12 protein-coding genes and 1 riboswitch are annotated in these 25,612 nt (G+C 48.7%); of the genes, 9 read left to right on the top strand and 3 right to left on the bottom strand.

Annotated features, from left to right (window positions below; translation table 11 throughout):
• The first annotated feature begins 41 nt into the window (after nt 1-41).
• From DW739_RS07620 to DW739_RS07610, 3 genes are all read left to right on the top strand, one after another.
• Complete coding sequence (locus DW739_RS07620) at nt 42-13,637, top strand: prealbumin-like fold domain-containing protein (protein WP_118742870.1); 13,596 nt, start codon at nt 42-44, stop codon at nt 13,635-13,637.
• A gap of 142 nt (nt 13,638-13,779) precedes the next feature.
• A complete protein-coding gene (locus DW739_RS07615; protein ID WP_107000467.1) occupies nt 13,780-14,763 on the top strand; it encodes a hypothetical protein in 984 nt (327 codons plus the stop codon).
• 120 nt (nt 14,764-14,883) lie between these two features.
• A riboswitch (glycine riboswitch) is annotated at nt 14,884-14,988 on the top strand.
• Nucleotides 14,989-15,137: 149 nt separating this feature from the next.
• Complete coding sequence (locus DW739_RS07610) at nt 15,138-16,541, top strand: sodium:alanine symporter family protein (protein ID WP_118742869.1); 1,404 nt, start codon at nt 15,138-15,140, stop codon at nt 16,539-16,541.
• A 285-nt stretch (nt 16,542-16,826) separates the two neighbouring features.
• Here DW739_RS07610 and DW739_RS07605 read toward each other — a convergent pair whose 3' ends face one another.
• Nucleotides 16,827-17,765: a DUF4392 domain-containing protein gene (locus tag DW739_RS07605; protein ID WP_118570162.1), complete on the bottom strand. Its 939-nt coding sequence runs from the start codon at nt 17,763-17,765 to the stop codon at nt 16,827-16,829.
• A 533-nt stretch (nt 17,766-18,298) separates the two neighbouring features.
• Between DW739_RS07605 and DW739_RS07600 the strand changes: the two genes are divergently transcribed.
• Entirely contained in the window at nt 18,299-18,817 is a 519-nt protein-coding gene (locus DW739_RS07600; protein WP_182427958.1) for a MazG nucleotide pyrophosphohydrolase domain-containing protein, read from the top strand.
• A 93-nt stretch (nt 18,818-18,910) separates the two neighbouring features.
• On the opposite strand, the gene DW739_RS07595 is transcribed toward DW739_RS07600, so the two are convergent.
• Complete coding sequence (locus tag DW739_RS07595) at nt 18,911-19,339, bottom strand: Rrf2 family transcriptional regulator (RefSeq protein ID WP_118293863.1); 429 nt, start codon at nt 19,337-19,339, stop codon at nt 18,911-18,913.
• 549 nt (nt 19,340-19,888) lie between these two features.
• Between DW739_RS07595 and DW739_RS07590 the strand changes: the two genes are divergently transcribed.
• The 5 genes from DW739_RS07590 to sdaAA all read left to right on the top strand — a co-directional run bounded on the left by DW739_RS07590 (nt 19,889) and on the right by sdaAA (nt 25,008).
• Nucleotides 19,889-21,172, top strand: coding sequence for an O-acetylhomoserine aminocarboxypropyltransferase/cysteine synthase family protein (locus DW739_RS07590; RefSeq protein ID WP_107000465.1), 1,284 nt, complete (start codon nt 19,889-19,891; stop codon nt 21,170-21,172).
• Nucleotides 21,173-21,520: 348 nt separating this feature from the next.
• On the top strand, nt 21,521-22,393 hold the full coding sequence (locus tag DW739_RS07585; RefSeq protein WP_022359439.1) for a phosphoribosylaminoimidazolesuccinocarboxamide synthase: 873 nt from the start codon (nt 21,521-21,523) through the stop codon (nt 22,391-22,393).
• 200 nt (nt 22,394-22,593) lie between these two features.
• Nucleotides 22,594-23,370, top strand: a complete 777-nt coding sequence (locus DW739_RS07580) for an SDR family oxidoreductase (protein ID WP_118570159.1) — start codon at nt 22,594-22,596, stop codon at nt 23,368-23,370.
• A gap of 21 nt (nt 23,371-23,391) precedes the next feature.
• The gene (gene sdaAB, locus DW739_RS07575; RefSeq protein WP_118742868.1) at nt 23,392-24,051 is read left to right on the top strand and encodes an L-serine ammonia-lyase, iron-sulfur-dependent subunit beta; all 660 of its coding nucleotides are present in this window, start codon (nt 23,392-23,394) and stop codon (nt 24,049-24,051) included.
• A gap of 42 nt (nt 24,052-24,093) precedes the next feature.
• The gene (gene sdaAA / locus DW739_RS07570; RefSeq protein WP_118742931.1) at nt 24,094-25,008 is read left to right on the top strand and encodes an L-serine ammonia-lyase, iron-sulfur-dependent, subunit alpha; all 915 of its coding nucleotides are present in this window, start codon (nt 24,094-24,096) and stop codon (nt 25,006-25,008) included.
• A gap of 417 nt (nt 25,009-25,425) precedes the next feature.
• Here the strand turns inward: sdaAA and DW739_RS14995 are convergent.
• Nucleotides 25,426-25,612, bottom strand: a 187-nt coding sequence (locus DW739_RS14995) for a hypothetical protein (protein ID WP_207662806.1), incomplete at its 5' end; no start/stop codon positions are given.

Here is a 25,612-nt window from a genome sequence, read left to right as displayed (position 1 = left end):
GGTGTTAAGGGGCGCGGGCAGTAAAAATGAGGAGGAAGTTTATGGGGGAGTATCGGTACAGAGAGAATGTGAAACGGGGGATGGCGTTTGTACTGGCAATTATATTGGGAGGAATGGCTTTTTTGCCAGGATTCCCGGTTTTTCCGGCGAAAGCGGCACCTGCGAGCGGTCAGCAGACAACACTGACGACAGCCCATGGCGATACGCTGCTGGGACACAAGCTTTATTGTATCGATAAGGGCGGTTATGCGATCTGGGGAATTGCAGAAAAAGGGGATCTCTATGAAGCACACCGTCCCTCCCAGGCATCCGTTCCGCTGAGCAGTCAGGAACAGAAATATGTATTTTGGGCGATGCTCTCGCTCAGAGCAGCGCTGGGGGATGAAAAGGCAAATACATTTATCCGGGCGATCAATGTGGCAGCAAAAGCGCAGGGAAAACCGGAAATTATCAAGATGGTGTCCGAGGAAGATCTGAAAACAATCCTCTATGTTCCAGCTGTGCGGGCAAAATATCCGTGGCTGGAGGCAGCTGCGTCAAATAGTGAGGCGTACATGCAAATGGGAGGAATGCTGTCTGGCGGAGGCAGCGGAAAGGAAAATACCGGTGTCGGCGGCGGAAAGATTCCAAATGTGATAGCTTCCAGCACCTCGCTGGGAACGGCAAAACAGGTAGATGCGGCGACTCTGACGCTGTCGTTTGCGCCGGATGGCTCGGATTGGGATTTTATCCGTTCTGTACCGCTTGAATTTTCAAACAATAACGGTGTTTCATTCAGTCCGGTTCCGACCGATGGATGGACGTATACAAAAACCGACTCGCAGATTGTATTTAAAAATCCAAATCCAAAACCGTCGAAAGCCCTGATTCGTTTCCGGGTGGAAGGAACCCCATACGCTTCGGGCGGCGGGGGATATGCTTCGGCGGAGGAGGCGATTGACCAGTCGCTTCAAATCTGGGAGTGTGTGACCTGTTCGGGGACACACGGAGGCGGAACGCCTGCCAAAAGTGATCCGTGGATTCATCAGCGGATGGCATGGATGGAGCTCGGAATGGTTCCGGTCAATTATTTTGCTGCATTGGCGGGCGATCCAACCCCGGTACCGGAGCAGGGAGGCATTCAGTTTGAGGTATTTAGGCATGAAGAGGATTTTACTTCCACCTATAATCTGCAGATGTATAAATACGATCATGAGACAGGGAAAGCGCTGAAAGGGGCGCGGTTTGGCTTCTTTGAGCGCTTTGACGATAAAAACAGGGTAAATACTGAGCGGGACGGAGCTGCCGAATTGTATGAGGGCGGAGAACCATATGCCAGTCATTATCAGGATGAGCCGGTTCTCTGGGATGGTTTCAGACAAGCGGGTTCGGTGGTAACAGATGGCGATGGCTACGCCTCCCAGACAGTGGAACACGGTTATCACTATGATAAGACGTTCTGTGACGGTCATCCGGCACCGGCCTTTGTACCTGTTCCAGAGGAAGAGGAGGACGAAGAGGGAGAAGTCATCAATGAGGATGAGATTGAGGCGGCGCAGGCAGAAAATATCCGCCTGGCAAATAGCTGGCTTTTGTGTGAAGAGGAATGTGAAGGAAAGGCGGGCGGAGACTTTGAGGGCGTCCATTTCCACTGGATAATGGAGGAGGTCGATGCAGGGGAGATAGAAGGTATCGCGTCAGACGGCGGCTCCGAGGGAGAAACACCCGATGCGGGACCGACGACAGGGGCAGACGGGGAAACTTCGTATGCAAAGTCTGGCTGCCAGGAGGACTGTGGGCAGACGTATGAGAAGTTCATTTCCATGAAGTACAGTTATACTTGGAAAGAATTTAAAGCGCGGGATGGATATATTCTGCATGATGGACATGCAGATGACCTGCCGATTGAGATTATCACAACCGATGCATCTGAGCATGGGGCAAATGCAGCCTTTGGAGGCGGATATTCGCGTGATGTGGTGCTGGGAACGAAGAGTGTGAGAAAGAGTCAGGGCATCGGAGAGGCTTCCGAAAATCAGAATGGAGAAAGTGCGGGGAAGACAGGAATTTCTGGAAAAAATGGCTGGGAGCGTCGAAGTGCGTCTGGCTGGACAATCCGGGAAGATTTAGCGGCTTTTCTGGGGGAGAGTCCTGTATTTCCAGGGCCGTTAAAAATGCGTGCTTTGCCGCAGCGGATCGTTTTGTTTACGGCATTGGATGCAGCCCTTCTGGGGAAAGCGACACCGTCGGAGGCGGAGATAGGAGAAAAACCGCAAGATACAGGAAGCAAAGCGGGGAGAAATAGGAGTAAGACAAGTGAAAACGAACAGGACATAAATGAAAAAGGCAGAAAATTGACACAGGAGAAGAAGGACGCAACTGCCTCGGAGCTGAAAGTATCTATTTCGGACCATCTGGTAAATCGCGTCCAGAAAGGTTTTGTGTTTATTGATGAAGCGGATGATGATTTAGAAGAAGCAGAAAAAGCGGAACGTGAAAGTATTCGGCGATATATAGCAACCGGCTCAGATTTATTGACAACCGAGGCAGGTTTTTATACAAGCTGGCATTCACCTTCTTTGTTATATCAAAATCCTCAGTTGTCACAAAGAACGGAAACACTGGCGGGTGCGGCAGCAGAGTCTCTATTTTTCCCAGCCTATGAATCGGCGCTTGTTTCCGCGAGTGTGGGTTCAGCGATAGAGCCGGGAAGTGCTGGCAATTTCAGCCATTGCAATGGGGCAGACGGCGAGAAAGATGCCTGGAGGATCTACGATCACCGGACAGAGGGCGAGGTACATATCAATAAAAAGGATCTGGATCTGAAAAAGGGCGAAAATGAGTCTTACAATGCGCTTGGGGACTCACAGGGGGATGCAACGCTGGAAGGCGCAGTGTATGGCTTGTTTGCAGCAGAAGATCTGTTGCATCCGGATGGGAAAACAGGGGTAGTTTACCGGGCCAATCATCTGGTGGCGGTGGCGACGACAGACAAAAATGGAGATGCCTCGTTTCTGGCATGTACAGAGGCGCCGGGGCGAACCTATGATTATTCGAAAGGGTCGATTGCGGATGCAGCGGATGGATGGCGAAAGAAAGCGCCGGGAAATCTGTATACACAAGATGCGGCGATCGATGACTATACGGCAGATAAAGCCTGGGAGCGGATTTATTATAACAATACGTCAAAGAATGGGAATGCCTGGATTGGACGCCCACTTCTGATGGGGGAATATTATGTCAAGGAATTAAGCCGATCCGAGGGCTTTGAACTTTCGGTTGGAAATAAACTTCACGCAGTTACAAACCTGGGACAGGATCTGGAGGCGGCGGTCCTGGAACCGGGAGAAGGATATGCCCATATTTCCATGCAGATGTATGGGGAAGAGCAGGCAGGCGATGGCGGAGCTGACACGAATGAAATTTTCTTTTCGGCAGAGTCAAAGGACACGAAAGAGGGAGTTTATGAGATTGTGGTGTCAGGGCTGCCGGAGGGCGTGAGCTTTTATCGAAAAGACGAGGGAAAAGGAACGGTTTCGGTGGAAGCTGGGACAGGTGAGTATGAAAAAGTTTATACCGGGGAACTGGCAGTGGCAGAGAACGACTATCAGTATCCAAAGTACAATGCGGATGGCACGCCGATGAATAAAAAAGTTCCGATTGAGTATGCGGCGGGGTGGATGCGCCAGGTCCGGGTGCAGGAACTTGTGCCGGAGACAGTGGAATCAGTTCTTTTGCAGGCAGAAACGGGAATGACCGAGGAAGAAAATGCGGACAAGCTGGCAAAGATATTTGATGTGGATGACTTTTGTTATCTGAAAGGGAAAGCCGAGCGGGTACTCCGCAGACATGCGAAAATAACACCGAGGACACCGGGAGCAGGAGAAAATGCATATTCCAGTATCTATACCGGCGTATTTGACCGGGGCGTCCGGGAAGGAGAGCGGGACGTGTACGGCGTCAGCGGTGTGACACCGGGAGAAAAGGCAGAAAAAACGGTGTATGGTTCGCCAGTCCAGACGATTGCGGTGCCGAAAACAAAAGATGGAATCTCAATAACAGTGGGAGACGTGATCACTTCCATTCTGGATTTTTATCATACCCATCCATATATCAGCTATGGCGGTCTGGACGCGGTGCAAGAGTATTCGGATTCGTTTGAATTTACGGTATATGCAGGAATTTTAGGAATACCGGAAAATTTTATGGTACTGGGAAGTGATCCGGAGAAAGACAGCTTGATTTTTCACCGGGCAGAGTGGCTGCCGGAGAATATGGAAATGTGTCCGCGTTATGTGTATATACCATATTCAAATAATCGAGGTCGGGACGCATTTGGAACGTATACTGATTATAGGGAAACTACCGCTGGAAATCAGGTGATGGCGTCGGCACTTTTGCAGACAGATGCTGTGATTGAGGGAGATGGTACGATTGTTCCGAAGGAAAATGAGGTAAATGTCTATTACAAAACCGGGGAAATTCCGTATGATGCGGATGGGCAGCCGATCCAGGTAGTTGTTTACCGGGAAAAGACAGAAACACAGCAGCGGGAGGTAACGGAGACAAAATGGGTTCATCAGGCAGCAGCCCGGAATGCAGATGGGAGATACATACTGCGGGTCAACGCGAATTTTACCGACAGTTTTGGCGTGAAAAAAACAAATGCAGGCGTGCTGGAAGAGCTGGGATTTAAGGCGGTATTGAAAGAGAAGAAGGTTACACTGAACGAGGAAGAAGCCGCAATGCTTGGAAATGGTTTCTTTGCCGGCCACCAGATGAACAGTTCCAGCTATTACACGTGGATAAAACAGGCGCGGGCAAAGGCATATGTCGATTCTGGAGGTCCTGGCTTGACAGGGGATGATTCCTATGTGGTCCCGGTGGCACTGGCGTACCCAGGGCAGGAGACCACCTATCAGGATGCCGGGACAAGGAAAGAACCGCTGGGTGTACTGGAGCGAGTGATCCGCCAGAAGATAAAAATCGTCAAAAATATAGCGACGACATCGGAGGGCACCTATGCACATAACACTTATGCGGAAAGTGGGCACACCGATCTGTTTACGGAAAAAGAGGGAGGAAACGAAAATGTCGCTTCAGCACTGCCAAATTTCCGCTTTAAACTCTATTTGAAATCCAATCTGGAACGTCTGTACCGAAATACGGATGGCGAAATCGTGTGGATGAACCGGGATGGGGAAGTCGTCTCGTTGCCGGAGGTAAAAAAGAATTTTCCACTGCTTAGAGAATCCTTTGCTCCGGTTCAGAAAATTTTCACGCAGGTAACTCATAAAAAAGATTCCCAGACGGCTGGTTCCGTCAATAACAATGTCTGGGACAGCGCAGTGACGGCAAAGGAACGTCTGTACGAATATGGAAAAGACGGGCAGATCGCGGATTCGAAAGAGGTCAATCAGGGATATACAAGACTTCTTGAGACGGTCATGCGGACCAAGGAAGATGGAGCGGGAGCGGTACGGGAAGTTTCCGGCTATCAGTATGAGAAATTTTTCGATGCGATGGCGGTGGCGAACCGGGATAAATGGCAGCGGGCAGATGCAGCAGATACATCCTTTAAGCCGTTTGCGTGGATCCGTACGGGCATTTTTGGAACCGGTGGCGGAGAAATAAAAGATCCGGTGCATCATAACAATGCGGCGATACAGAACCAGAGCCGTACGTCAGAAGCAGCCATAGAAAATGCAAAACGGTCGGATGCTGTCCGTCAGTTTGCGATGGACTGGTATTTGAAGGATGAGGTAAAGAAGCAGAACATTCAAGCATCGGGCGGACAGGAAGGCTACCCGGATTATATCTATGATGAAGCATTACATCAGGCAATTTTAAAAGCAGAGGAATATTTGAAGCCGTTTTTCTCCTATGATTTGGACGATTTATACGCGATTGAGTGGGACAGCGCGGAAAATGGAGGTTCCGATCGGGACAAAACAACGTTGTCAGCAGAAAAATTAAAAAAATCCGAGGAAGGTTATTATTATGGCGTTTCGAAATACCTTCCTTACGGAACCTATGTGGCAGTCGAGCAGCAGCCGTATTCGGGAGCACTGGAAGATTTCAAAAACCAGCATTATCGGATCGACCAGCCGAAAGAAATAGAAGTCCCGTCGGTTTATGAGGCAGGTGGAAACCTCGTATCTCCGGAAAAAAAGTTAGCGGATTATCAATATGACGCCTCGGCATCGCCGGAAACGCTGGCGGCGAACTATCAGATCCGGATGAATGAAGAGTGGGGAGATACGAATCAGGCGGATTTGAGGAAATATGTGATCCGCGCACATGGACAGGATGGAAATTATGAGATTTATAAGTATGGTCTGGATGCGGATAAACGGCAGGGAACGATCTCCTATCCAGGCGGAAGCTATGACTACAGCGGATTTTCGCCCGCTCAGAGGGAAATGGCGCCGTACAAGGACATTTATCGGTCTGAAAATGCAAACAGCCGGTACCGGAGCAACGAGAAGGTAGAAAGCTATTACCGCTATGGTTCGGTCTCAGAGCAGGCAGGGTGGGCAGATTCAGTGGAATATCCGTATGGAGAGAAGACGGATGATAACAATCCGGCGGGATTTTATCTGAAAGATCATGTCAGGACAATCACCGGGGCGCTGACCGGGTTTGACGGGCGGTATTTTCAGGGATTGGTGCCTTACAGTGTGACAGAACCGGCGGCGGAGTCTGCCTATGATGCGTTGGGATTTACCGGCTACGCGGATGGAAAATACCGGAATACGTTTTATGCTGCAAAGCTTCGGATTGAAAAACTAGATTCGGAGACGGGAGAGAATATTCTGCATGATGATGCGGTGTTCGCTATTTATGCCGCCAGCCGGGACACGTCGAAGTACAGCGAGGGGGAGGTGCAGTTTTATGAAAAAGATACACAGGTGACAGCCAGCCGGGAATTTTTGGAGGCAATGGGGGCAAAGAAAATCGCGCCGGTTGATTTGAAAACGCTAATTCCGTCAAAATACCCCTGGAAAGCACCTTATACAGGAAAATATACAGGCATAATCCCGGCAGGAACTCCGATTTGCAGTGAAACCGATCAGGTGGTGATGCAGGATGCCTTTGGGACGCGGACGGGCACATTCCGGGTTTATTCGACGCTGCAGGATTTTGGTGGTTTGGGGGAAACTCTGCCGTCCAACCAGAATACAGGATATCTGATCACGCCGCAGCCGCTGGGAGCAGGAGCCTATGTGTTGTGTGAATTATCTGTACCGGAAGGATACGTGAGAACGAAACCGATAGCGGTGGAAGTGTATTCGGATGAAGTGACGTATTATCGGGACGGAGAGCGCGGTCAGCGGGTGGCAGCTGCCGTGTATAGAGAAATGGTAACCCGGATAAGCAGCAACGGAGAAGCAGTCCAGAATCCGGATGGAACGAAGCCAAATGGCAATAAGCCGCAGGACCGGGGGGATGTGGCGCGGATTTATGTAGGAAATACGCCGATCCGGCTGGAAATCGCGAAAGTAAAACAGGAGGAAAAGGAGATTTTGTTTGAGTTGAGCGATCGGCGAGAGGGAACTTTGACCGAGCTTTCGAACCGTTATGGTCTTGAAAATCTGGAACTGGCGTACAATGCGTCGGGAACGTTCCTTGGATATGGGTGGTCAAAGGGCTGGCTGGATAGTCTGAGGGCAAAACAGGAAGCCGGGGAGTGGATTGACCTGATTTATGAGGATCAGGTTTTTACTGGAAAGGCGATCTGGCATCGGGTTCCAGATACGGCGCACGCACTCAACCGCTATCTTCCAGGTGCATCGATGTGCCTGTATGATGCGATCGAGGTAAAGAAGAACGGGGACAGTGAGGATCGGGCGTATGCCGGTGTCAATGTGGTGCGCGATTCGTTTGGAAATGTGATCCGGATGTATGTGCAGAAAGGTTATGCGGGAAACCGGCTTCTGTATGTGAAGGATAAAGAACAAGAGGGGGAAGATAACAAAGGAGAAAATAACAATTATACACGATATACGCAGGATGACCGGTTCAACGACCAGGGGAAAGGCAGATGGATTCTCAAGTGGGTTGAACGCGAAGATACAGACATTTTATATTACGATCTCGGGGCTCTGGAGGTATTTACGACACTCCGGGGCGTGCGGTATGCCTATAACGAAAAGGGCGAACTGGTGCGTCCAAAAGACGGCGAACCGATCTATGCGATGAAAGACGGTGTTCCATTTCTGGAAATTGTAAGCCCCAGCTATGAAAAACTGGCGTACAGTCGGAAAGAAAGGCGGTTTGAATACGTTCCGTCTGGGACAAAATTCTATCATCTGGCATCAGACGGAAGCCGGGACAGCGAGGTAGAACCGTACACGGGAATGGCATATGTGACGGAGGAAAAAACCGGCAAAACATTGGTGTGGGCGATCCAGGTATCTAAGGATCACTATGGAAATGTGATTGCCAGGGATAAGATAAAGACCGGTCGTGTGGCAACGATGTATGCTGATACGGAACAGGAGTACACGATTGGAACATATGACGGAGGTCTGCTGCAGCCCCATGTCAATCCGGTTTTGAATGAAAATGGGCTGCCGGTTTATTACCAGCGTTCCGCTCAGACCTATATTAAAGGATATCCCGTTTATGATCGGGATGGCGATTATGTGCGTTACCGATACAGCGATCTTCTCAGAGCTTACAATGCCAATGCATGGGATCTGCAGTTGAAGGCAGCACTCTATGATATTGGAAATGATCCGGAAAAACGGGAAGATGATCGACCGCTGTACCACCGTCAGGGTGAGGCGTATCTGATGGAAAACAGCTGGATAACCGGGGATGAAACGCCAAACGATCCGTTCCATACACGGATCAGAGATGGGCAGGTGGATGTTTTAAAACGCGTCCCGGCGGGAACGTATATTTTAGAGGAGACACGCGCCCCATCCGGCTATGCGAAACGGATGCCGACAGGGCTTACGGTAGAGGAAACCTGTGAGGTACAGGAGCTGCGCCTTACTAACCGCCCGATCACGGTGCAGATCGAAAAGATCGACGCGCCAGAACAATATCAGCAGCCAGTCCGGGACTATGATCACATTTTGAACGAATCGGATTCTAAGACCTGGGAGGAAGGAAAAGGAGGTTATACGTTTTCAAGTGTGGAAGGAGCCGTGTTAGCGCTCTATCCAGCAAAAAGAGTTGCGAGTGATGATTTGGAAACACATCCGTCCGGGTATTATCTGGAAAAGAAAGGGGAACTTCCGGCGAACTGGACGGTACTAGATGAGAGAAACCAGAAAAAGACAGTGACTGCCAAATGGACCGTCGGAAAGACGCCAATGGCATGGGAGGGGATTCCGGCAGGCGATTATATTCTCGAGGAGATAGAGACGCCTCCGGGATATCTGACAAATCAAATGGAGGTGGAAATCCAGGAAACTTCTAAGCTGCAGCTCATCACGATGCAGGAAGATCATATAAAAACCGCCTTTTTCAAATATGAGAAGAAGGATGGAAAAAAAGAATGTCTGCCGAATGCATATGCGGCGGAGCTGACCCTGTATGAGGCAGTGACAGATGAAAATGGAATTGTCATGGAAGCGGATGGAACACCGCGCTATGACCGGGAAAAACGGGTGACGAGCTGGAAGACCGAAGATGCGAAAGCCTACAGCCAAGGAAGCGACAGCTTTGCAACCCGCTATCAGGAGCTGTATGCAGAATATCACACAAGGTTTAACACGGTTGCATGGTGTGGATATACCGCTGAAAAACAGGAAGAAACGGCGACAGAACAGGGCGAATCAGTGCGTCAGCTCTGGAATCTGGGAAATGGTTCGCAGGTGCTTGTTCAGGTAACGAAAAATCTGCAGCCGGATGGAAAAGCAGGCTGCAGCTATGATTTCCGCTGGAATTACCAGACGGAGGGGACTCTGGTCAGTTATGATACCTCCGATGGGATTCACCGGATTGATTATTTACCGCTGAATCCGACGAAAAATGATTTGGCTTCGAACAGAAAGAAAGGCTATTACGTTCTGGTGGAGACGAAAACACCAAGCGGCTATCAGAAAGCAGCACCGAAGCCGGTGATTGTCGAAGAAACTGCTGAAATTCAGCTTTACGGGCTGGAAAATAGGGCAAAGTCTGTCTATATTTCCAAGCTGGGAAGCTCAGGAGAGGCATCCGAAGAGGCAATTTATCTGGCAGGCGCAGAACTTGCTGTTTTCCGGGCGGCACAGGATGGAAGCCTGATGCAGGAAAAAGAATATTTAGTGGAACGCTGGATTTCTGGATCGGATGGAAAATTTACAGAGGAAGAAGCAGAAAAACAGGAGATTCCGGCAGGCTGGAAGGCAGGGGACTGGAAGCCGCATCGGATTTCTCCGATTGCCTATGGAGTGTATTATCTGGTGGAACTTTCGGCACCGGCAGGTTATCGCCTCATGGAACCTAAGAAATTTACGGTGGCGGCTGCTTCGGGGGAGACAATCGAAGCAGTTAATACGTTGAAACAGGGACGGGTTCGGGTTGAAAAGGTGGATGAGAGAAAGCCAGAGGAAAAACTGGCAGGTGCGGTGTTTGAAGTGAAAAACAGAGAGACGGGAGAAAAGGTTCAGATGGAGACAGACGAGAGCGGTCAGGCGGAAAGCCCATTGCTGCCAATCGGAACGATAGGGGGGAATGGAAGCTGGATTCCGTACCATTACGAAGTCCGTGAGACGATGCCGCCGGATGGATATCAACTTATTCCGCGCGTGTACGAGGTGCTGATGGAAGATCAGAAGGAATGCGAGGTGCTAACGTATAATCTGACGGTGCCGAATGAAACAACGAAAATCAAAATTTCCAAGCTGGATTTCGATACGGGTCTCTTTGTGTCAGGAGCAAAGCTGGCAGTGTATGAAGCGGGATTTTTGGATGGTGTGTACACTGAAGCGGGTGAGGCATTGGAAACCTGGATCTGCGATGGGAAAACACACGTGATAGAAGGAAAGCTGATTGCCGGGCACACGTATCTTCTGAAAGAACTGGAAGCGCCGGATGGATACACTGTGCAGAAACCGATGATTTTCACGGTGTCAGATACAGGCAGGGGGATTAACGCAGCCAGAGATGGTGTAAATGCGCTGGAGACAGAGACAGCAGACGGTTTATTTGACAGCATAACGTCTCTGCAGGTGCAGGGAAGAAAAGCGCTTCGTCTGGTGAGAACTCTGTGGGATTTGGACAGTGGGGAAGAATTTGTACTTTCTTCACTGATGGAAGCTTCTGTGCCTTATCTGGAACGAGAAAAATGTGAAAAAGAGGGGGTGGCGGAAGGACATCGTTTCGAACTGCGGGAGATCATTGAGTTCAGTGACGGCAGCCGCCGGACGATAGGAAAAAATACATTCCGTCTGAATTGGGATGAGAACGGACATTATCCGCTGACGCTTCGAACATTAAAAGGAACGAGGTATCGTCTGGAAGAATATCATCAGAAAGAGACAGATGGCAGGGAAGTGGAAAGCTGGATCCCGGAAAACAGAGATGGCCTGGGATATATCCATGAAATACGAAATCCGGAATACAGCGACCCTTGTGGCATCCGCGCCGTTTCCACGATTGGAAAAGACGGAGCAGCGGTGCTGCCGGGAAGTGTAATTGTATATGAAATTACATATCGGAACCAGTCAGATAAAAAAGAAAATATGAAGATTGGACTGGAAATTCCAGCTGGGTGTGAACTAATGACAGCGGCTTCGATGGGCGGAGCGGAACAAATAGGTGAATCCTGGTATTGGAATATAGAGAATGTGGCAGCCGGATCAGGAGGCATTTTGCGGGTGGCTGTTCTGGTTGGAGAGCATATAAATGAAAACGGACAGGAAAATCATTCTGGTATGACGGTAACGGCAACGATATGGGGAAAAACGGGCAAAAGCTATGAATCCTTCCATCCAATTCTATCTCCGGGCGCAATTGCTATCGCCGGGCGGGTGACGGGAACTGCTGCGGCGTTGTTAAGGCAGGTAGATATAACATATACGTTATACTTAAAGAATGCGGAGGGAAAAGAGCTTCCAGGCTTGATTTCGTACACAGGTTCTAAATCGGGAACGCTGCGAAGTGGAGGAAGCCTGACGCTTTCTTGTGGCGAATCGGTTGTTTTGACAGGAATGCCGTGGGGCACAAACTATGAGGTTCGGGCACAAGTTCCGGCACAGACTCCGGATGGACTGCCGATCGAGTGGAAGAGTACAGGAAGCACGGGACGAACCTCTCGGCAGGGAAATACAGCGCTCTGGGAATTTCATCAGAATGATCGGTCGGTGCGCGAAGTGCTCAAACGTGGGAATAGATACCGCCTGGTTGAACTGCTGGAACTGGACGGTGGAAAAACGGAAGAGGTGGAGTCGAATCAGATGATTTTTTCTCTGGGGGACGATGCACAGATAGATGGAATTGGAATGATAGATTCCCCGACAAAGCTGGTCTTTTCAAAGACAGATCTGGGCGGAACGGAGCTTCCGGGTGCTCAGATAGAGATTCTGGATCAGTCTGGAAATGTAATCGAATCATGGATTTCTGCGGATCATCCTCATGAGATAATTGGAACGTTGACACCGGGAAAGAGTTATATAATGCGCGAGACGGGAGCGCCGGATGGATTTGCGTATGCGGAAGAGATTCCGTTTACTGTTTCCGAGGATGGAACGGTCGAGCGGATTTCCATGCAGGATAAGCCGACGCACGTGGAAATCACAAAATACAGTGTGACGGGAGAAAAGGAACTGCCGGGGGCGCGGATGGAACTCTGGGAGGAGAAGGAAGGCGGAACCTTGGTTGATTCGTGGGTATCTGATCGGGGCGCCCATGTGATAAAAGGAAAGTTAAACGCTGGAAAAAACTATGTGCTGGTAGAAAAAATAGCGCCGGATGGGTACTGGAAAGCAGAAAAAGTGACATTTACGGTATCACTGGACGGTCGAGTCGATCAGGTGAAGATGTATGACAGGCCGACGGAAGTGCAGGTGGAGAAGCGGAAATGGAGGGAGCAGAAAGGAGATAGCGAATTTGTAAAAGGTGCCCGCCTGAGGATTTCTGATGAGACTGGAAAGGTAATATTGGAATGGATTTCTGAAGAAAAGGAGAAATGCATACAGGGCATTTTAAAGGAGGGCTGCCGCTATATTCTGGAAGAGCTGGAAGCGCCGGAGGGCTACGAAAAAGCCGAACCAGTTTCATTTACGGTTTCAGAGGGCGGAACGGTGACGGTTGTGCGGATGTATGACTGCTTGAAGCCGGAGAATCCGGGGCGACCGGGACACGGTCAGCCGGAACATCCAAAGAAAGTGATAGAAGATCTGAAAGAGGGCTATTTAACAGTTCATGTGCCAGAGTCGATCTGTGGAGATGGGAAAATTGTTCTCGACGGCAGACAGATGAAGCCGCTTCCGAAGATGGGATATGGAGAATCAGCCACCTGGGAAGTAGAAGGTGCTTATCAGGTTGAGGACGAAAAAGAGCGTCTGAATGAAGTGATTTCACTGATTTGGAAGTGGAAACTGGTGATTGGACTGATATGTATGAGCGCTGGGGCTGGACTGGCGCTCGTAGAGCGGCTAAGAAAGGAGGAAAATATAAAAAAGAATATGGAGAGGAATGATAAGGGCAAGGAGGAGTAAAAAAATAAGAGAAAAATGAACAGAAGAAAGATGTACTCTCGGAGTCTTTTCTGCACTTGCTTTTGCGGCTAACAAAAAACATTTTACAAAATCAAGCACAGAAAGATTTCGAGAGCACATAAAGTGGGAGAGGAGGAATTTTATGAATCAGATGGCGAAAGGGCTGCTCTTCGGAGCAGCCGTACTGAGCCAGACGGCTGCGGGATGTTTCTCCGCTGCCGCAGCATCCATCGATCGGGTCAGGATTCGGCTGGCAGCAGAAGAGCTGGATGAAATGGGAATGCCTGTTTTGGAGGCGGAAAGCCGGGACAGGGCATATAGCGTCACTGGTGTGGAACGAATCTCCGGTGATCCGGCAAGCGGACCGGCGATGGATGGGGCAGAGGTGGGAAAAAAAGAAAATGAACAATATAAAGGGAGCATACAAGCCGACTCTGAAAATATAGGTACCAAAGAAGTTTCTTTAGAAGAACGAAAGATAGAAGAAATCCATGCAGAAGAACCTGCTCCGGAAATTCTATACGAAATAGAACTGGAATCCGACGCAGATGATTCTTTTTCCGTCCTTCGCCAGGAGGACATCCAGTTTTCAGGGCTTGGCGCGGTATGCAGCAAGGCAGTTCGGAAAGATAATGGCACTACGTTGCTTTTGACGATCGAATTACAGGATGCCGGAGAGATAATAGGAACGGTGGATGCAGCAGACTGGGAGAAAAGAGGAATTGGCAGGTGGAAGAAAGCGCCGGGGGCTTCGGCATATTTGGTGATGCTTTACCGGGATGCGAAGCGTGTCGGACATCCGCATCGGACGAGTGCTGAACAGTACGATTTTGTACCGTTGATGCAGACTGCGGGCGTATATCATTTTAAAGTGATTCCTTTGACAAAGCAGGGAAAGCGTGGTCAGGCAGCAGAATCGGCATGGAGGAAAGTGACGGAGGCAGAGGCAGCTCAAAACCGGGAAGAATGGGGAGGGAAAAAGCCGGGATGGCAGCCAGAAGGGGAAATTCCATCGTATATTTTAAAAGATGGTGCATACCCGCAGATGGATTCTCTTTTGATTGGGGAAAAGTATGAGCAGTTTAATGAAAAGGGGGAAAACGTGTCGCGAACCGTAATATTTTGAGGATTTTCGTATAATTTATAAAAATCAGTTGAAAAAGCAGAAGAAATGTGATAGCATACCTCACATAAGTTCGTTCCTGTTTACTGAACCGTCCTGACGAGTGATCGAAGGTCAGTCAGGCAGGGACACTCTGGAGAGTCTCCAAGAAGGAGCGCCGAAGGTGTAAGACGGATGCACGTCCATGGTATTCGTTGATCTCTCAGGCAAAAGGACAGGGCATACAACCAATCACAATGGAACCAGGGGATGAGTTCTATTGTATGCATATGTTCTACTCTTTGGAGAGCTGATTTGTATCAGCTCTTATTTTATTACTCGATCCCGGATTTACAAAAGAGCCGGAATCGTAACGAAAACATAGAGGAGGATAAAAAATGGACACGATTTTGACACTGGTAAACAAAGGCAATGATTTTCTGTGGAGTTTTCTTCTGCTGATTCTGCTGTGTGGAACGGGCATCTATTACACGATTCGTCTCAAATTCATCCAGGTAAGAAAATTTGGCGAGGGCTGCAAGCATGTGTTTGGACATTTCAGCCTGAACGGAGAAAAACATGAAAAAGGGGAAATGAGCCCGTTTCAGTCGATCATGACGGCGATCGCAGCACAGGTTGGTACTGGTAACCTGGCAGGTGCGGCGACAGCGCTGTTTGGCGGCGGTCCGGGTGCAATCTTCTGGATGTGGCTGAGCGCGTTCTTCGGAATGGCGACCATCTACTCCGAGGCGGTTCTGGCACAGACCTACAAAACAGAGGTAAATGGTGAGGTGACAGGCGGACCTGTCTACTACATCAAGGCGGCATTTAAAGGTAATTTTGGAAAGGTATTATCCACTCTGTTTGCTATCTTTATTGTTTTAGCACTTGGGTTTATGGGCAATATGGTACAGTCCAACTCGATCGGTGCTGCGTTTACAGAGGTATTTCAGGTATATGGAATCAATATTCCGCCGATCACGATCGGTCTTGTGCTGGCAGTACTGGCAGGATTCATTTTCATTGGTGGAACCAAACGTCTGGCAGCTGTGGTAGAGAAGGTTGTGCCAGTTATGGCAGGCGTTTACATTGTAGGAAGCCTGATTCTGATTGGTCTTCATATCAATTACGTGCCGACAGCATTTATGATGATCATCAAGGGCGCGTTTGATCCGAAAGCGGTAATGGGTGCTGGTGCTGGTATCACCGTCCGCGAAGCAATCCGTTTTGGTGTAGCGAGAGGACTTTTCTCCAATGAGGCAGGTATGGGTTCCACACCGCATGCTCACGCACGTGCGAAAGCAGAAAGCCCGCATCATCAGGGGCTTTGTGCGATGATCAGTGTCTTTATTGATACATTTGTTATTTTAAATCTGACCGTATTTGCAGTCCTGACAACGGATGCGATGAGCTCCGGCAAGGATGGTACAGCGCTGACACAGGCGGCATTCATGCAGAGTTTTGGAAACTTTGGTTCTATTTTTATTGCGATCTGCCTGCTGTTCTTCGCATTTTCGACGATTCTGGGATGGCATTTCTTTGGTCTGACGAATGCGAAATATCTGTTCGGCGAGGGCGCGGCAAAGGTTTATTCCTTCATCGTTGTGATTTGTATTGTCATTGGTTCTATGTTAAAGGTAAATTTAGTATGGGCTCTGGCAGATTTCTTCAACGCGCTGATGGTTATTCCGAACGTTTTGGCATTACTTGCATTGAGTCATGTGGTTGTGGCGGCTGACCGGAAAGCGGAAGCGATCACGAAAAATGTGACACAGGCATATCGGGCTGCAGAAGAAAAGTAAGAGCAAATAAAGAGAAGATAAAAGGTAACTGTTCAGTAGGTCTGCGCATTTACTGCGCTGACCGTACGAAAACATGGGCCAGCAGGCAAAAATCCCATTGCCGTAGGCAATTTTTAATGGATTTTTGCGTGTGACTGTGAAGGTACTGAACAGTTACGATAAAAGTGAATTGTAAGCGTAAAAAGCGAGCGTTAAACAAGCATTCAAAAAAGACCTGCTTATGTAGTGAAATACATAAGCAGGTCTTTTTTATGAAAATGAAAACAAATAAAAAACCAAAAGTCCCTAAACAGCTGCCATTACCTTCCGCTCTCTGTAAAAATAAGGAGTTTCTCTCTTTGCTGTCTGCTTTTTAAGTGTTTCATCGGTCAATTTGCGGACAGACTGCAAAATCCTCAGATGCGTCTCCAGAGGGAGTGCATCAACGGTCAGTTCCGCTTTTTTCGTGCATCCATCCACACCGCCTGCTGCCACAACCCGGCGGAGCAATTCTGTCTCGGTGCGGTCAGAAGGGAGAAGATTCCGTCCTAATTCCAGGGAGAGCAGGGAGGCAATGCCCCAGCCCCACCAGTTGGAAACGCCGCTTGCCAGCGTCAGGTCTGCTGCTTCTGCGGTGCAGATAAGTTCGCCGTGTGGAACACCTGCGAGAATTTCACGGCGGAAGGTCCCCATTCCCATCTCGTTGCCGCCATCTCCGATGGAAATGACCGTGGCACCAGCTTCTCTGGCAGCAGACAGGAAAAGAGCCGAATCCGTGATCATGTCGTCGAGCTGTTCACCGCGCATGCTATGATAATGTCCGTTTTCAGCTTTACCTGGGCGCTCCAGGCTGATCAGATGGGTCGGTTTTGCATCACGGATAAAGGTGCGGATAAAGTTATCCGTATTCTGTTCCGGCAGACGGATCAAGGTTGCCTGCGGAGCGCGGAAGCGGAGAGCCGCTTCCAGATGCGGATAAGAAGACCAGTCGGTTACGACTGACACGCCGCAGCCAGCTGCCGTCAGCGCTGCTGCGAGGTTGGCAGTTCCGGAAGGTCCATCCGTCTCGCCGGTAATAGAACCGTCTGGCATTCGAACCGGGAAACCGGTCAAAAGAACGGCTCTTTTCGCATGGGCGAGAGAAGCAGACACAGCCGCAAGTGGGGAAGCAGGCAGAGATGCTAAAAGTCCGCGACCGCCAAAATCCTGTTTCATAATTGAATCTAAAGTTTCATAAAAAGTCATGGTATCAATCCTCCAGGTATACTGCATTGTGCAGAAATTGACAGGGGATTTTCTATCTGGATGATCCGAGCGCTTATTTACTGGATAATTTCCAAATCAAAAAAGATTGGAAGTAGTCCGGTATGGTAGCTGTATCGGAATCATGTGCAATAAAAAAAGACCCACGTATCCTGTAAGATTCATGGCTCTTATTTACGAAGGGAGCATCCGGGCAGGAGTCCCGATAAATAAAAGAATCTGTTTTGTTATACTTATATTGTAAATGAAAAATATCAGACTGTCAATTCCAAATTTATTTTACGGCTGACAGAAAGCAAAATTTGGAATATAATAAAAAATGGGGTAACTGTTCAGTAGGTCAGCGCATTTACTGCGCTGACCGTACGAAAATATGGGTCAGCAGGCAAAAATCCCATTGCCGTAGGCAATTTTTAATGGATTTTTGCTTGTGGCTGTGAAGGTACTGAACAGCTACAAAATAGGCATATAAACAAGCTCAGAAATAAAAGCAGACAAGAAAATGGATAGAGAGAATGAAACGAGAATCAAATGAGATAAAAAAAGAAAATGACCGCGCCGCATCGTTCATGCGCTTCTGCGAGGTAGTCCGCCATCTCCGTGCCGAGGACGGCTGTCCGTGGGATCGGGCGCAGACGCATACATCGCTGAAACCGTACTGCATTGAAGAAGCGGCAGAGGTGATTGGCGGTATCAATATCTGGGAGGCGACCGGCGATGCGGAGAACCTGAAAGAAGAACTGGGGGATTTAATGCTGCAGATTCTTCTTCACGCCCAGATCGCGGAGGAAGAAGGACTGTTTACGATACGGGAGGTCATGGATGGCGCCAGTGAAAAAATGATCCGCCGCCATCCGCACGTGTTTGGTAAGTCGATGCTGTCCGAACAGGGAGAATCGGTCACGGATTGGGATGCAATCAAGAAGCAGGAAAAAGCCGGAAAAGAGTGGACGGAAGCGTATCTTCCGGGAGCACTGGAAGAGGCGGGGAAACTGCTCGAGCGGGCAAAAGAGCGGAAAGGCATCAAAAAATAACATTTGAGATGCTTCAATACTGAAATAAATAGAAAAATCTATATATAAAAAGGCATTCGGTCAAAATGGAATGCCTTCGTTCATTTATAAATGCTAATTCGTACTTTTCGGCAAAGACTGACTTTCTTTTACCAGATCTTCTAAAGTAATATTATAGAAGAAATTGTGTACAACCTGATCAAAGCGTTTCCACATCGGCAGGGTCACGCAGCTTGTCTGACGTTCGCACGGCGGCGCATCCGGTGCAAGGCAGGCAACGGAAGAGAGAGAGCCTTCGGTCAGTTCCAGAATCTCTCCGGCGGTATATTCATTCATCGGACGGGTCAGACGGTAACCGCCGCCTTTGCCGCGCTGTCCTTCCAGTAATTTATTTTTGACCAGAACCTTCAAGATGATTTCCAGATACTTTTCAGAAATCTGCTGACGGGTGGCAATTTCATTCAGTGGTATATATCCAGCAGAATTTTGTTCCGCCAGATCGATCATAACGCGCAGGGCGTATCTTCCTTTTGTTGATATCATTCGGTAACCTCCTTACTATTAACCAATTATAACGCAAGGTAATAGGACTTTCAAGGAGAAAAGCGTGGAAAACAAAGAAAAAAAGTTTTTTCCTAATACCTATTGACAAAGTTGGTTTATAAGAGTATCATTAAGCCATCGAGTTCGGAAAGAACATGAAAATGAAAAGGAGGCAGATACAATGGCAAGACAGAATATTGTATGGAACGGAAATCTGATGTGTTGTTGTCGAATGTGTAATTCCCGGGCATTTTATATGGTCAGGTAAATTTGCATATCTGCCGTTCAAGAGAATGACAACGATTTAAGATGCAAGCCATTTGCCCGGGAGCTTAAAGGAGATTAAGCGGTCCGGCTTTTTATTTACCCAAAAAGCCAAATATACATTTGCATAAGCAAATATCATATTGCGGAAAAAGCAATTATTTTATAGAAAGCTTGAAAATAAATGGAAAAACGCTTGCTCAAATAAAAAAATGAATATAAAATAAAAACGAATTTACATACTAGGAAATAAACTTCCAGAAAAAGAAAGAGAGGTATTTTGAGATGGGAAACTATAGATTTGAGACTCTTCAGTTACACGTAGGTCAGGAGCAGCCGGATCCGGCAACCGATTCTAGAGCCGTTCCGATTTATCAGACCACTTCTTATGTATTTAAAAATTCCGCCCATGCGGCAGCACGTTTTGGTCTGGCAGATGCCGGTAACATTTACGGACGTCTGACCAACTCCACACAGGATGTATTTGAGAAGAGAATCGCAGCACTGGAGGGCGGCGTTGCAGCACTGGCAACCGCATCCGGCGCAGCTGCTATTACATATACAATCGAGGCACTGGCAGCAGACGGCGGTCACATCGTAGCACAGAAGACCATCTACGGCGGCAGCTATAACCTTTTAGAGCATACACTTTCCCATTTCGGTGTATCTACAACTTTCGTAGATGCTCATAATCTGGAAGCGGTAGAAGGTGCAATTCAGGAAAATACCCGTGCTATCTATCTGGAGACTCTCGGAAATCCGAATAGTGATATCCCGGACATCGACGCGATCGCTGAGATTGCACACAAACACGGACTTCCGTTAGTCATTGACAATACATTTGGTACACCGTACCTGATTCGCCCGATCGAGCATGGCGCAGACATTGTCGTACATTCCGCTACCAAGTTCATCGGCGGACACGGAACCACTCTGGGCGGCATCATCGTAGATTCCGGTAAATTTGACTGGAAAGCAAGCGGCAAATATCCGGCAATCGCAGATCCGAATCCGAGCTACCACGGCGTATCTTTCGTAGAGGCAGCAGGTCCGGCAGCATTCGTTACCTACATCCGTGCGATCCTTCTGCGTGATATGGGCGCTACGATTTCCCCGTTCAACGCATTCCTGCTTCTTCAGGGAACTGAGACATTGTCTCTGCGTATCGACCGTCATGTGGAAAATACCAAGAAGGTTGTTGAGTACCTGTCCAAACATCCGTTAGTAGAGCACGTAAATCATCCGTCTCTGCCGAATCATCCGGATCATGCCCTGTATGAGAAATATTTCCCGAACGGCGGCGCTTCTATATTCACCTTTGAGATCAAGGGCGGACAGGCAGAAGCTCATAAGTTCATCGACAACCTGCAGCTCTTTTCCCTGTTAGCAAACGTAGCAGATGTAAAGAGCCTGGTTATCCATCCAGCAACAACAACCCACTCCCAGCTGACCGACGAGGAGCTGGCAGATCAGGGCATTAAGCAGAACACCATCCGTCTGTCCATCGGTACCGAGCATATCGACGATATCATCGAGGATCTGGAGCGTGGATTTGCAGCTCTGAAATAAGTAAGAGTGTGTCGGGCTGAGAATCCGAGGCATATACATAATAAATGGTAAATTGATAAAATGCGGTGTCATCTGCCAGCTCTTCTTTAAGCAGGGAAGAACGGCAGATAACGCTGCATTTTTACTATTCCATTTTGGAAGAAAACGGCGTAGAAAAATTCATGCCAAACTGCCCTTTACAGGGTAAAATGCTGAATTGTTGGGATTTAAGGGGGAAACGGGGAGGCGAGTCTTGACAATAAGGGCGGATAAGTGGTAATTTATCAGATAGAAGGATACAGAGCTGTACATTTGTGATATAGGGGGGCTCTGGATTCCACCATAAAATTTAAGAATGAGGTGCGAAAAATGCAGGAGATGAAACCGATTAAAGAAGGAAAAGTCCGTGAAATCTATGACAATGGAGACAGTCTAATTATGGTTGCAACGGATCGTATCAGTTGCTTTGATGTTATCTTACATAATGAAGTGACAAACAAAGGCAAGGTACTGACACAGATGTCTAAGTTCTGGTTTGACCTTACGAAAGATATTATCCCGAATCACATGATTTCCGTAGATGTAAAAGACATGCCGGAATTCTTCCAGCAGGAGAAATTCGAAGGAAAGAGCATGATGTGCCGTAAGCTTGAGATGCTTCCGATTGAGTGCATCGTCCGCGGTTATATCACAGGAAGCGGCTGGGCAAGCTACCAGAAGACCGGAAAGGTTTGTGGAATTGAACTGCCGGAAGGCTTAAAAGAGTCTGACAAACTGCCGGAGCCGATCTACACACCGTCCACTAAGGCAGAGATTGGCGATCATGATGAAAACATCTCCTATGAGCAGAGCGTAGATCATCTGGAAAAATACTTCCCGGGCAAGGGAAAGGAGTATGCAGATAAGCTGCGTGAATACACGATAGCACTTTACAAAAAATGTGCGGAGTACGCACTGGAAAAAGGTATCATTATCGCAGATACCAAGTTTGAGTTCGGTCTGGATGAGAATGGCAACATCGTTCTTGGTGATGAGATGCTGACTCCGGACAGCTCCCGTTTCTGGCCGGCACAGGGTTACGAGGCAGGACATTCCCAGCCGTCCTTCGACAAGCAGTTTGCACGCGATTGGCTGACCGCTCATCCGGGCAATGACTGGACACTCCCGCAGGAGATTGTAGACAAGACCATTGAAAAATATCTTCAGAGCTATGAGATGCTGACCGGCGAAAAGCTGGCATAAGCGGATCGCTCGATGCAGCCGGTCAGGTAGCGGAAGAAAATGCATTGAATAAAAGAAAAAAAGCTGCTGTGAAAAGGATGAAATTCTTGTTTCGCGGCAGCTTTTATATATAGAAAATAGAAAACAAATGTATCGATAGTTCGCGCTCAGCAGCAGGGGGACTGTTTACAGATGGGTGTTTTTGAAAGGGGAAATGAAAGATGCGCGATTTTATGGATTTGTTTAGCTTAAAGGGGAAGAAAGCGATCGTCACGGGTGGAACCAGAGGGCTCGGCTATGGCATGGCAGAGGGACTGTGCAGAGCGGGGGCGGAGGTTGCCATTTTGGGAACAAGTGAGAAGGTGCGGGAGAGCGCAGATGCGCTTGCACGGATAACCGGGGCGGTGGTTCACGGAATAGTGGGAGATCTGGTAAGAGAAGAGGAGGTTCCGGATATCTATAAGCATCTGGTGGAAAGCCTTGACGGTCAGGCGGATATACTGGTAAACTGTGCGGGAGTTCAGCACCGGTGCGTGGCAGAAGATTTTCCGATGGAAGAGTGGAATCGGGTTCTGCGAGTAAATTTAGGTGCTATGTTCCAGATGTCTCAGCTGGCGGCGCGGGATATGCTGCAGCGTGGATACGGCAGAATTATTAATGTGGCATCGATGACATCCTTCTTCGGAAGTGTGATGATACCGGCATACGCGGCAAGTAAGGGTGGCGTGGCGCAGCTCACGAAAGCCTGCTCTAATGAATGGTCGTCGCGTGGTGTGACCGTCAATGCGATCGCACCTGGTTATATGGAGACAAAGCTCACATCGGATATGAAAGCCAAAAATCCGGGTCAGTATGAAGAGGTAACGGCGCGGATCCCGATGCACCGCTGGGGGAAGGCGGAAGATCTGGCAGGAATTACCGTGTTTTTAGCGAGTGACGCGGCAGAATATATAACGGGAGCGGTAATCCCGGTGGATGGCGGCTACCTGGCGAAGTAAACGAGAGAAAAGGAAAGAAATATGAATCTATTTGATATAGTAGGTCCGGTGATGGTCGGACCGTCCAGTTCCCACACAGCGGGCGCGGTTCGGATTGGATTTGTGGCGCAGAAGCTTCTTGGGGAACCGGTTAAGCGGGCACGGATTGGTCTGTACGGCTCATTTCTGGCAACGGGAACCGGACACGGAACCCAGAAAGCACTGATTGCGGGACTTTTAGGGATGGCGCCGGATGACATGCGGATTCCGGACAGCTTCCACCTGGCAGAGGAGAAGGGGATTGAGTTTTCCTTTGAGGAAGCCAATTTAAAAGAGGCGCATCCAAATTCAGCGGAACTGGAGCTTGAGGGCGTTTCTGGGCGCAGCCTGACGGTAGTAGGTGAATCCCTGGGTGGCTCACGGATTAATATTGCGAAGGTTGATGGGATCGATGCTAATTTTTCCGGCAGTTATCCAACCTTGGTTGTCCACAATGACGATCAGCCGGGACATGTGGCGGATGTGACGGCGATGCTGGCGCACAAATCGATCAACATTGCGACGATGCAGCTCTACCGTGCGGCGCGCGGCGGCATGGCAGTGATGGTTATTGAGTGTGATCAAGAGATTCCGGAAGAAGGGCTTGTGTGGCTGCGCCGCCAGGAGGGCATCAGGAAGGTAACGTATTTAAGTCTTCGATAGGAAGGGTTCATATAAGAAAAGGAATGGAACGGGAAAATGGAAATGTTATATCATTCAGTGAATGATCTAATCCGCTTAGCGAACGAATATCAGATTCCGCTTTGGAAGGTGGTTCTTCTGGCGGATGTGCAGGAACGCCAGGTGACGGTGGAAGAATCGTTTGAAACAATGCGGCAGATGTATCAGGCGATGCGCCAGGCAGATCAGGAATACGACGGCTCGATCGTCTCGGCAAGTGGAATGGCGGGCGGCGACGGAGAAAAACTGCACGCATACAATGCCTCCGGTCGCAGCCTGGCGGGCGGATACATGGGGCTTGTGATGGAAAAAGCGGTGAAAATGGGAGAGTCCAACGCCTGTATGAAACGAATCGTGGCGGCTCCGACGGCGGGCGCATGCGGGGTGATTCCGGCGGTATTTTTGTCGTATGAGGAATATTGTAAGGAAACGGAGAACCGGATGGTCGAGGCGCTCTTTGTCAGTGCAGGAATCGGTGCGGTTATTGCAGAAAATGCGAGCATCGCCGGTGCATCGGGTGGATGCCAGGCGGAGATTGGTTCAGCAAGTGCGATGGCAGCAGGGGGGCTGGCATATCTGCAGGGCGGCGATGCGGAGTGTATCGCGAATGCAGCGGCATTTGCCCTCAAAAATATGTTGGGACTAACCTGTGATCCGGTCTGCGGTCTGGTTGAAGTTCCGTGTATCAAGCGGAATTCCGCTGGCGCCGTCAATGCGGCGGTCAGCGCGCAGATGGCAATGGCGGGAATCAAGAGCGCGATCCCGGCAGACGAGGTCGTCGATTCCATGCGCCGGATCGGCAATGCGCTTCCGGCTGCTTTACGCGAGACGAGTGAAGGCGGTCTGGCAGTGACCGAGAGCGCCAGAAAGATAGCAGAACGGATGGGAAAGAAGGAACACATTGCTAAGAAAACCCGGGAAGGCAATGAAAATCAATAGAGCCAGACAGCACGCGATTGCAGAACCTGTCAGAACTGTTCCAGCTGCTGATTAGAAAATGAAATTGTAGAAGAAAGAACAGCAATATAGAAATAGCTCTGTTTAAATGATGCCAGAATATTCTTAAAAATCACAAAAAAACATATAAAATAGCAAATTTAGAAAAATGCTTGACTTTCCGGGAATGCTCTGGTATCATAACATACGTCTTCGAGACAAGGACAAAAACAAAACACGAAACGAAAGAAATGATTTGAAGATTCTTGATGAACTCAGAAAAATTTCGAAAAAACGTGGATTTGTAAAAAATAAAAAAGTGTTGACAAAAGCAAAAACTTTTGATAAACTATAAAAGTTGCTGCTGAGGCAACAACAAAGAACCTTGAAAACTGAACAGTATGTAAAACCCTGAAAATTCTAAGAACAAAGGCTTTTGGTTAAGCCTTGAAGTTCAAGAGAACATTCAGAACATTCGCGATAAAAACGAGTCCATGACTGCTTGCAGGCATGAGCGAGTTGAACGCGATGAGCAAAATGCAAATTTTGCGAAGAACCAAAACAACAGTAATAACGGTTAAAATTAGCCAAGCGAATTTTGACTGGA

Origin of the sequence: Clostridium sp. AM28-20LB (assembly GCF_003480665.1) — a bacterium.
Taxonomy (GTDB): domain Bacteria; phylum Bacillota; class Clostridia; order Lachnospirales; family Lachnospiraceae; genus Otoolea; species Otoolea fessa.
This window is presented reverse-complemented; position numbering and strand designations above follow the sequence as displayed.

Excerpts from the sequence above, each read along its gene's own strand:
- DW739_RS07620 (WP_118742870.1), top strand. The coding sequence starts at position 42 with ATGGGGGAGTATCGGTACAGAGAGAATGTGAAACGGGGGATGGCGTTT.
- DW739_RS07615 (WP_107000467.1), top strand. The coding sequence starts at position 13,780 with ATGAATCAGATGGCGAAAGGGCTGCTCTTCGGAGCAGCCGTACTGAGC.
- DW739_RS07610 (WP_118742869.1), top strand. The coding sequence starts at position 15,138 with ATGGACACGATTTTGACACTGGTAAACAAAGGCAATGATTTTCTGTGG.
- DW739_RS07605 (WP_118570162.1), bottom strand. The coding sequence starts at position 17,765 with ATGACTTTTTATGAAACTTTAGATTCAATTATGAAACAGGATTTTGGC.
- DW739_RS07600 (WP_182427958.1), top strand. The coding sequence starts at position 18,299 with ATGAAACGAGAATCAAATGAGATAAAAAAAGAAAATGACCGCGCCGCA.
- DW739_RS07595 (WP_118293863.1), bottom strand. The coding sequence starts at position 19,339 with ATGATATCAACAAAAGGAAGATACGCCCTGCGCGTTATGATCGATCTG.
- DW739_RS07590 (WP_107000465.1), top strand. The coding sequence starts at position 19,889 with ATGGGAAACTATAGATTTGAGACTCTTCAGTTACACGTAGGTCAGGAG.
- DW739_RS07585 (WP_022359439.1), top strand. The coding sequence starts at position 21,521 with ATGCAGGAGATGAAACCGATTAAAGAAGGAAAAGTCCGTGAAATCTAT.
- DW739_RS07580 (WP_118570159.1), top strand. The coding sequence starts at position 22,594 with ATGCGCGATTTTATGGATTTGTTTAGCTTAAAGGGGAAGAAAGCGATC.
- sdaAB (WP_118742868.1), top strand. The coding sequence starts at position 23,392 with ATGAATCTATTTGATATAGTAGGTCCGGTGATGGTCGGACCGTCCAGT.
- sdaAA (WP_118742931.1), top strand. The coding sequence starts at position 24,094 with ATGTTATATCATTCAGTGAATGATCTAATCCGCTTAGCGAACGAATAT.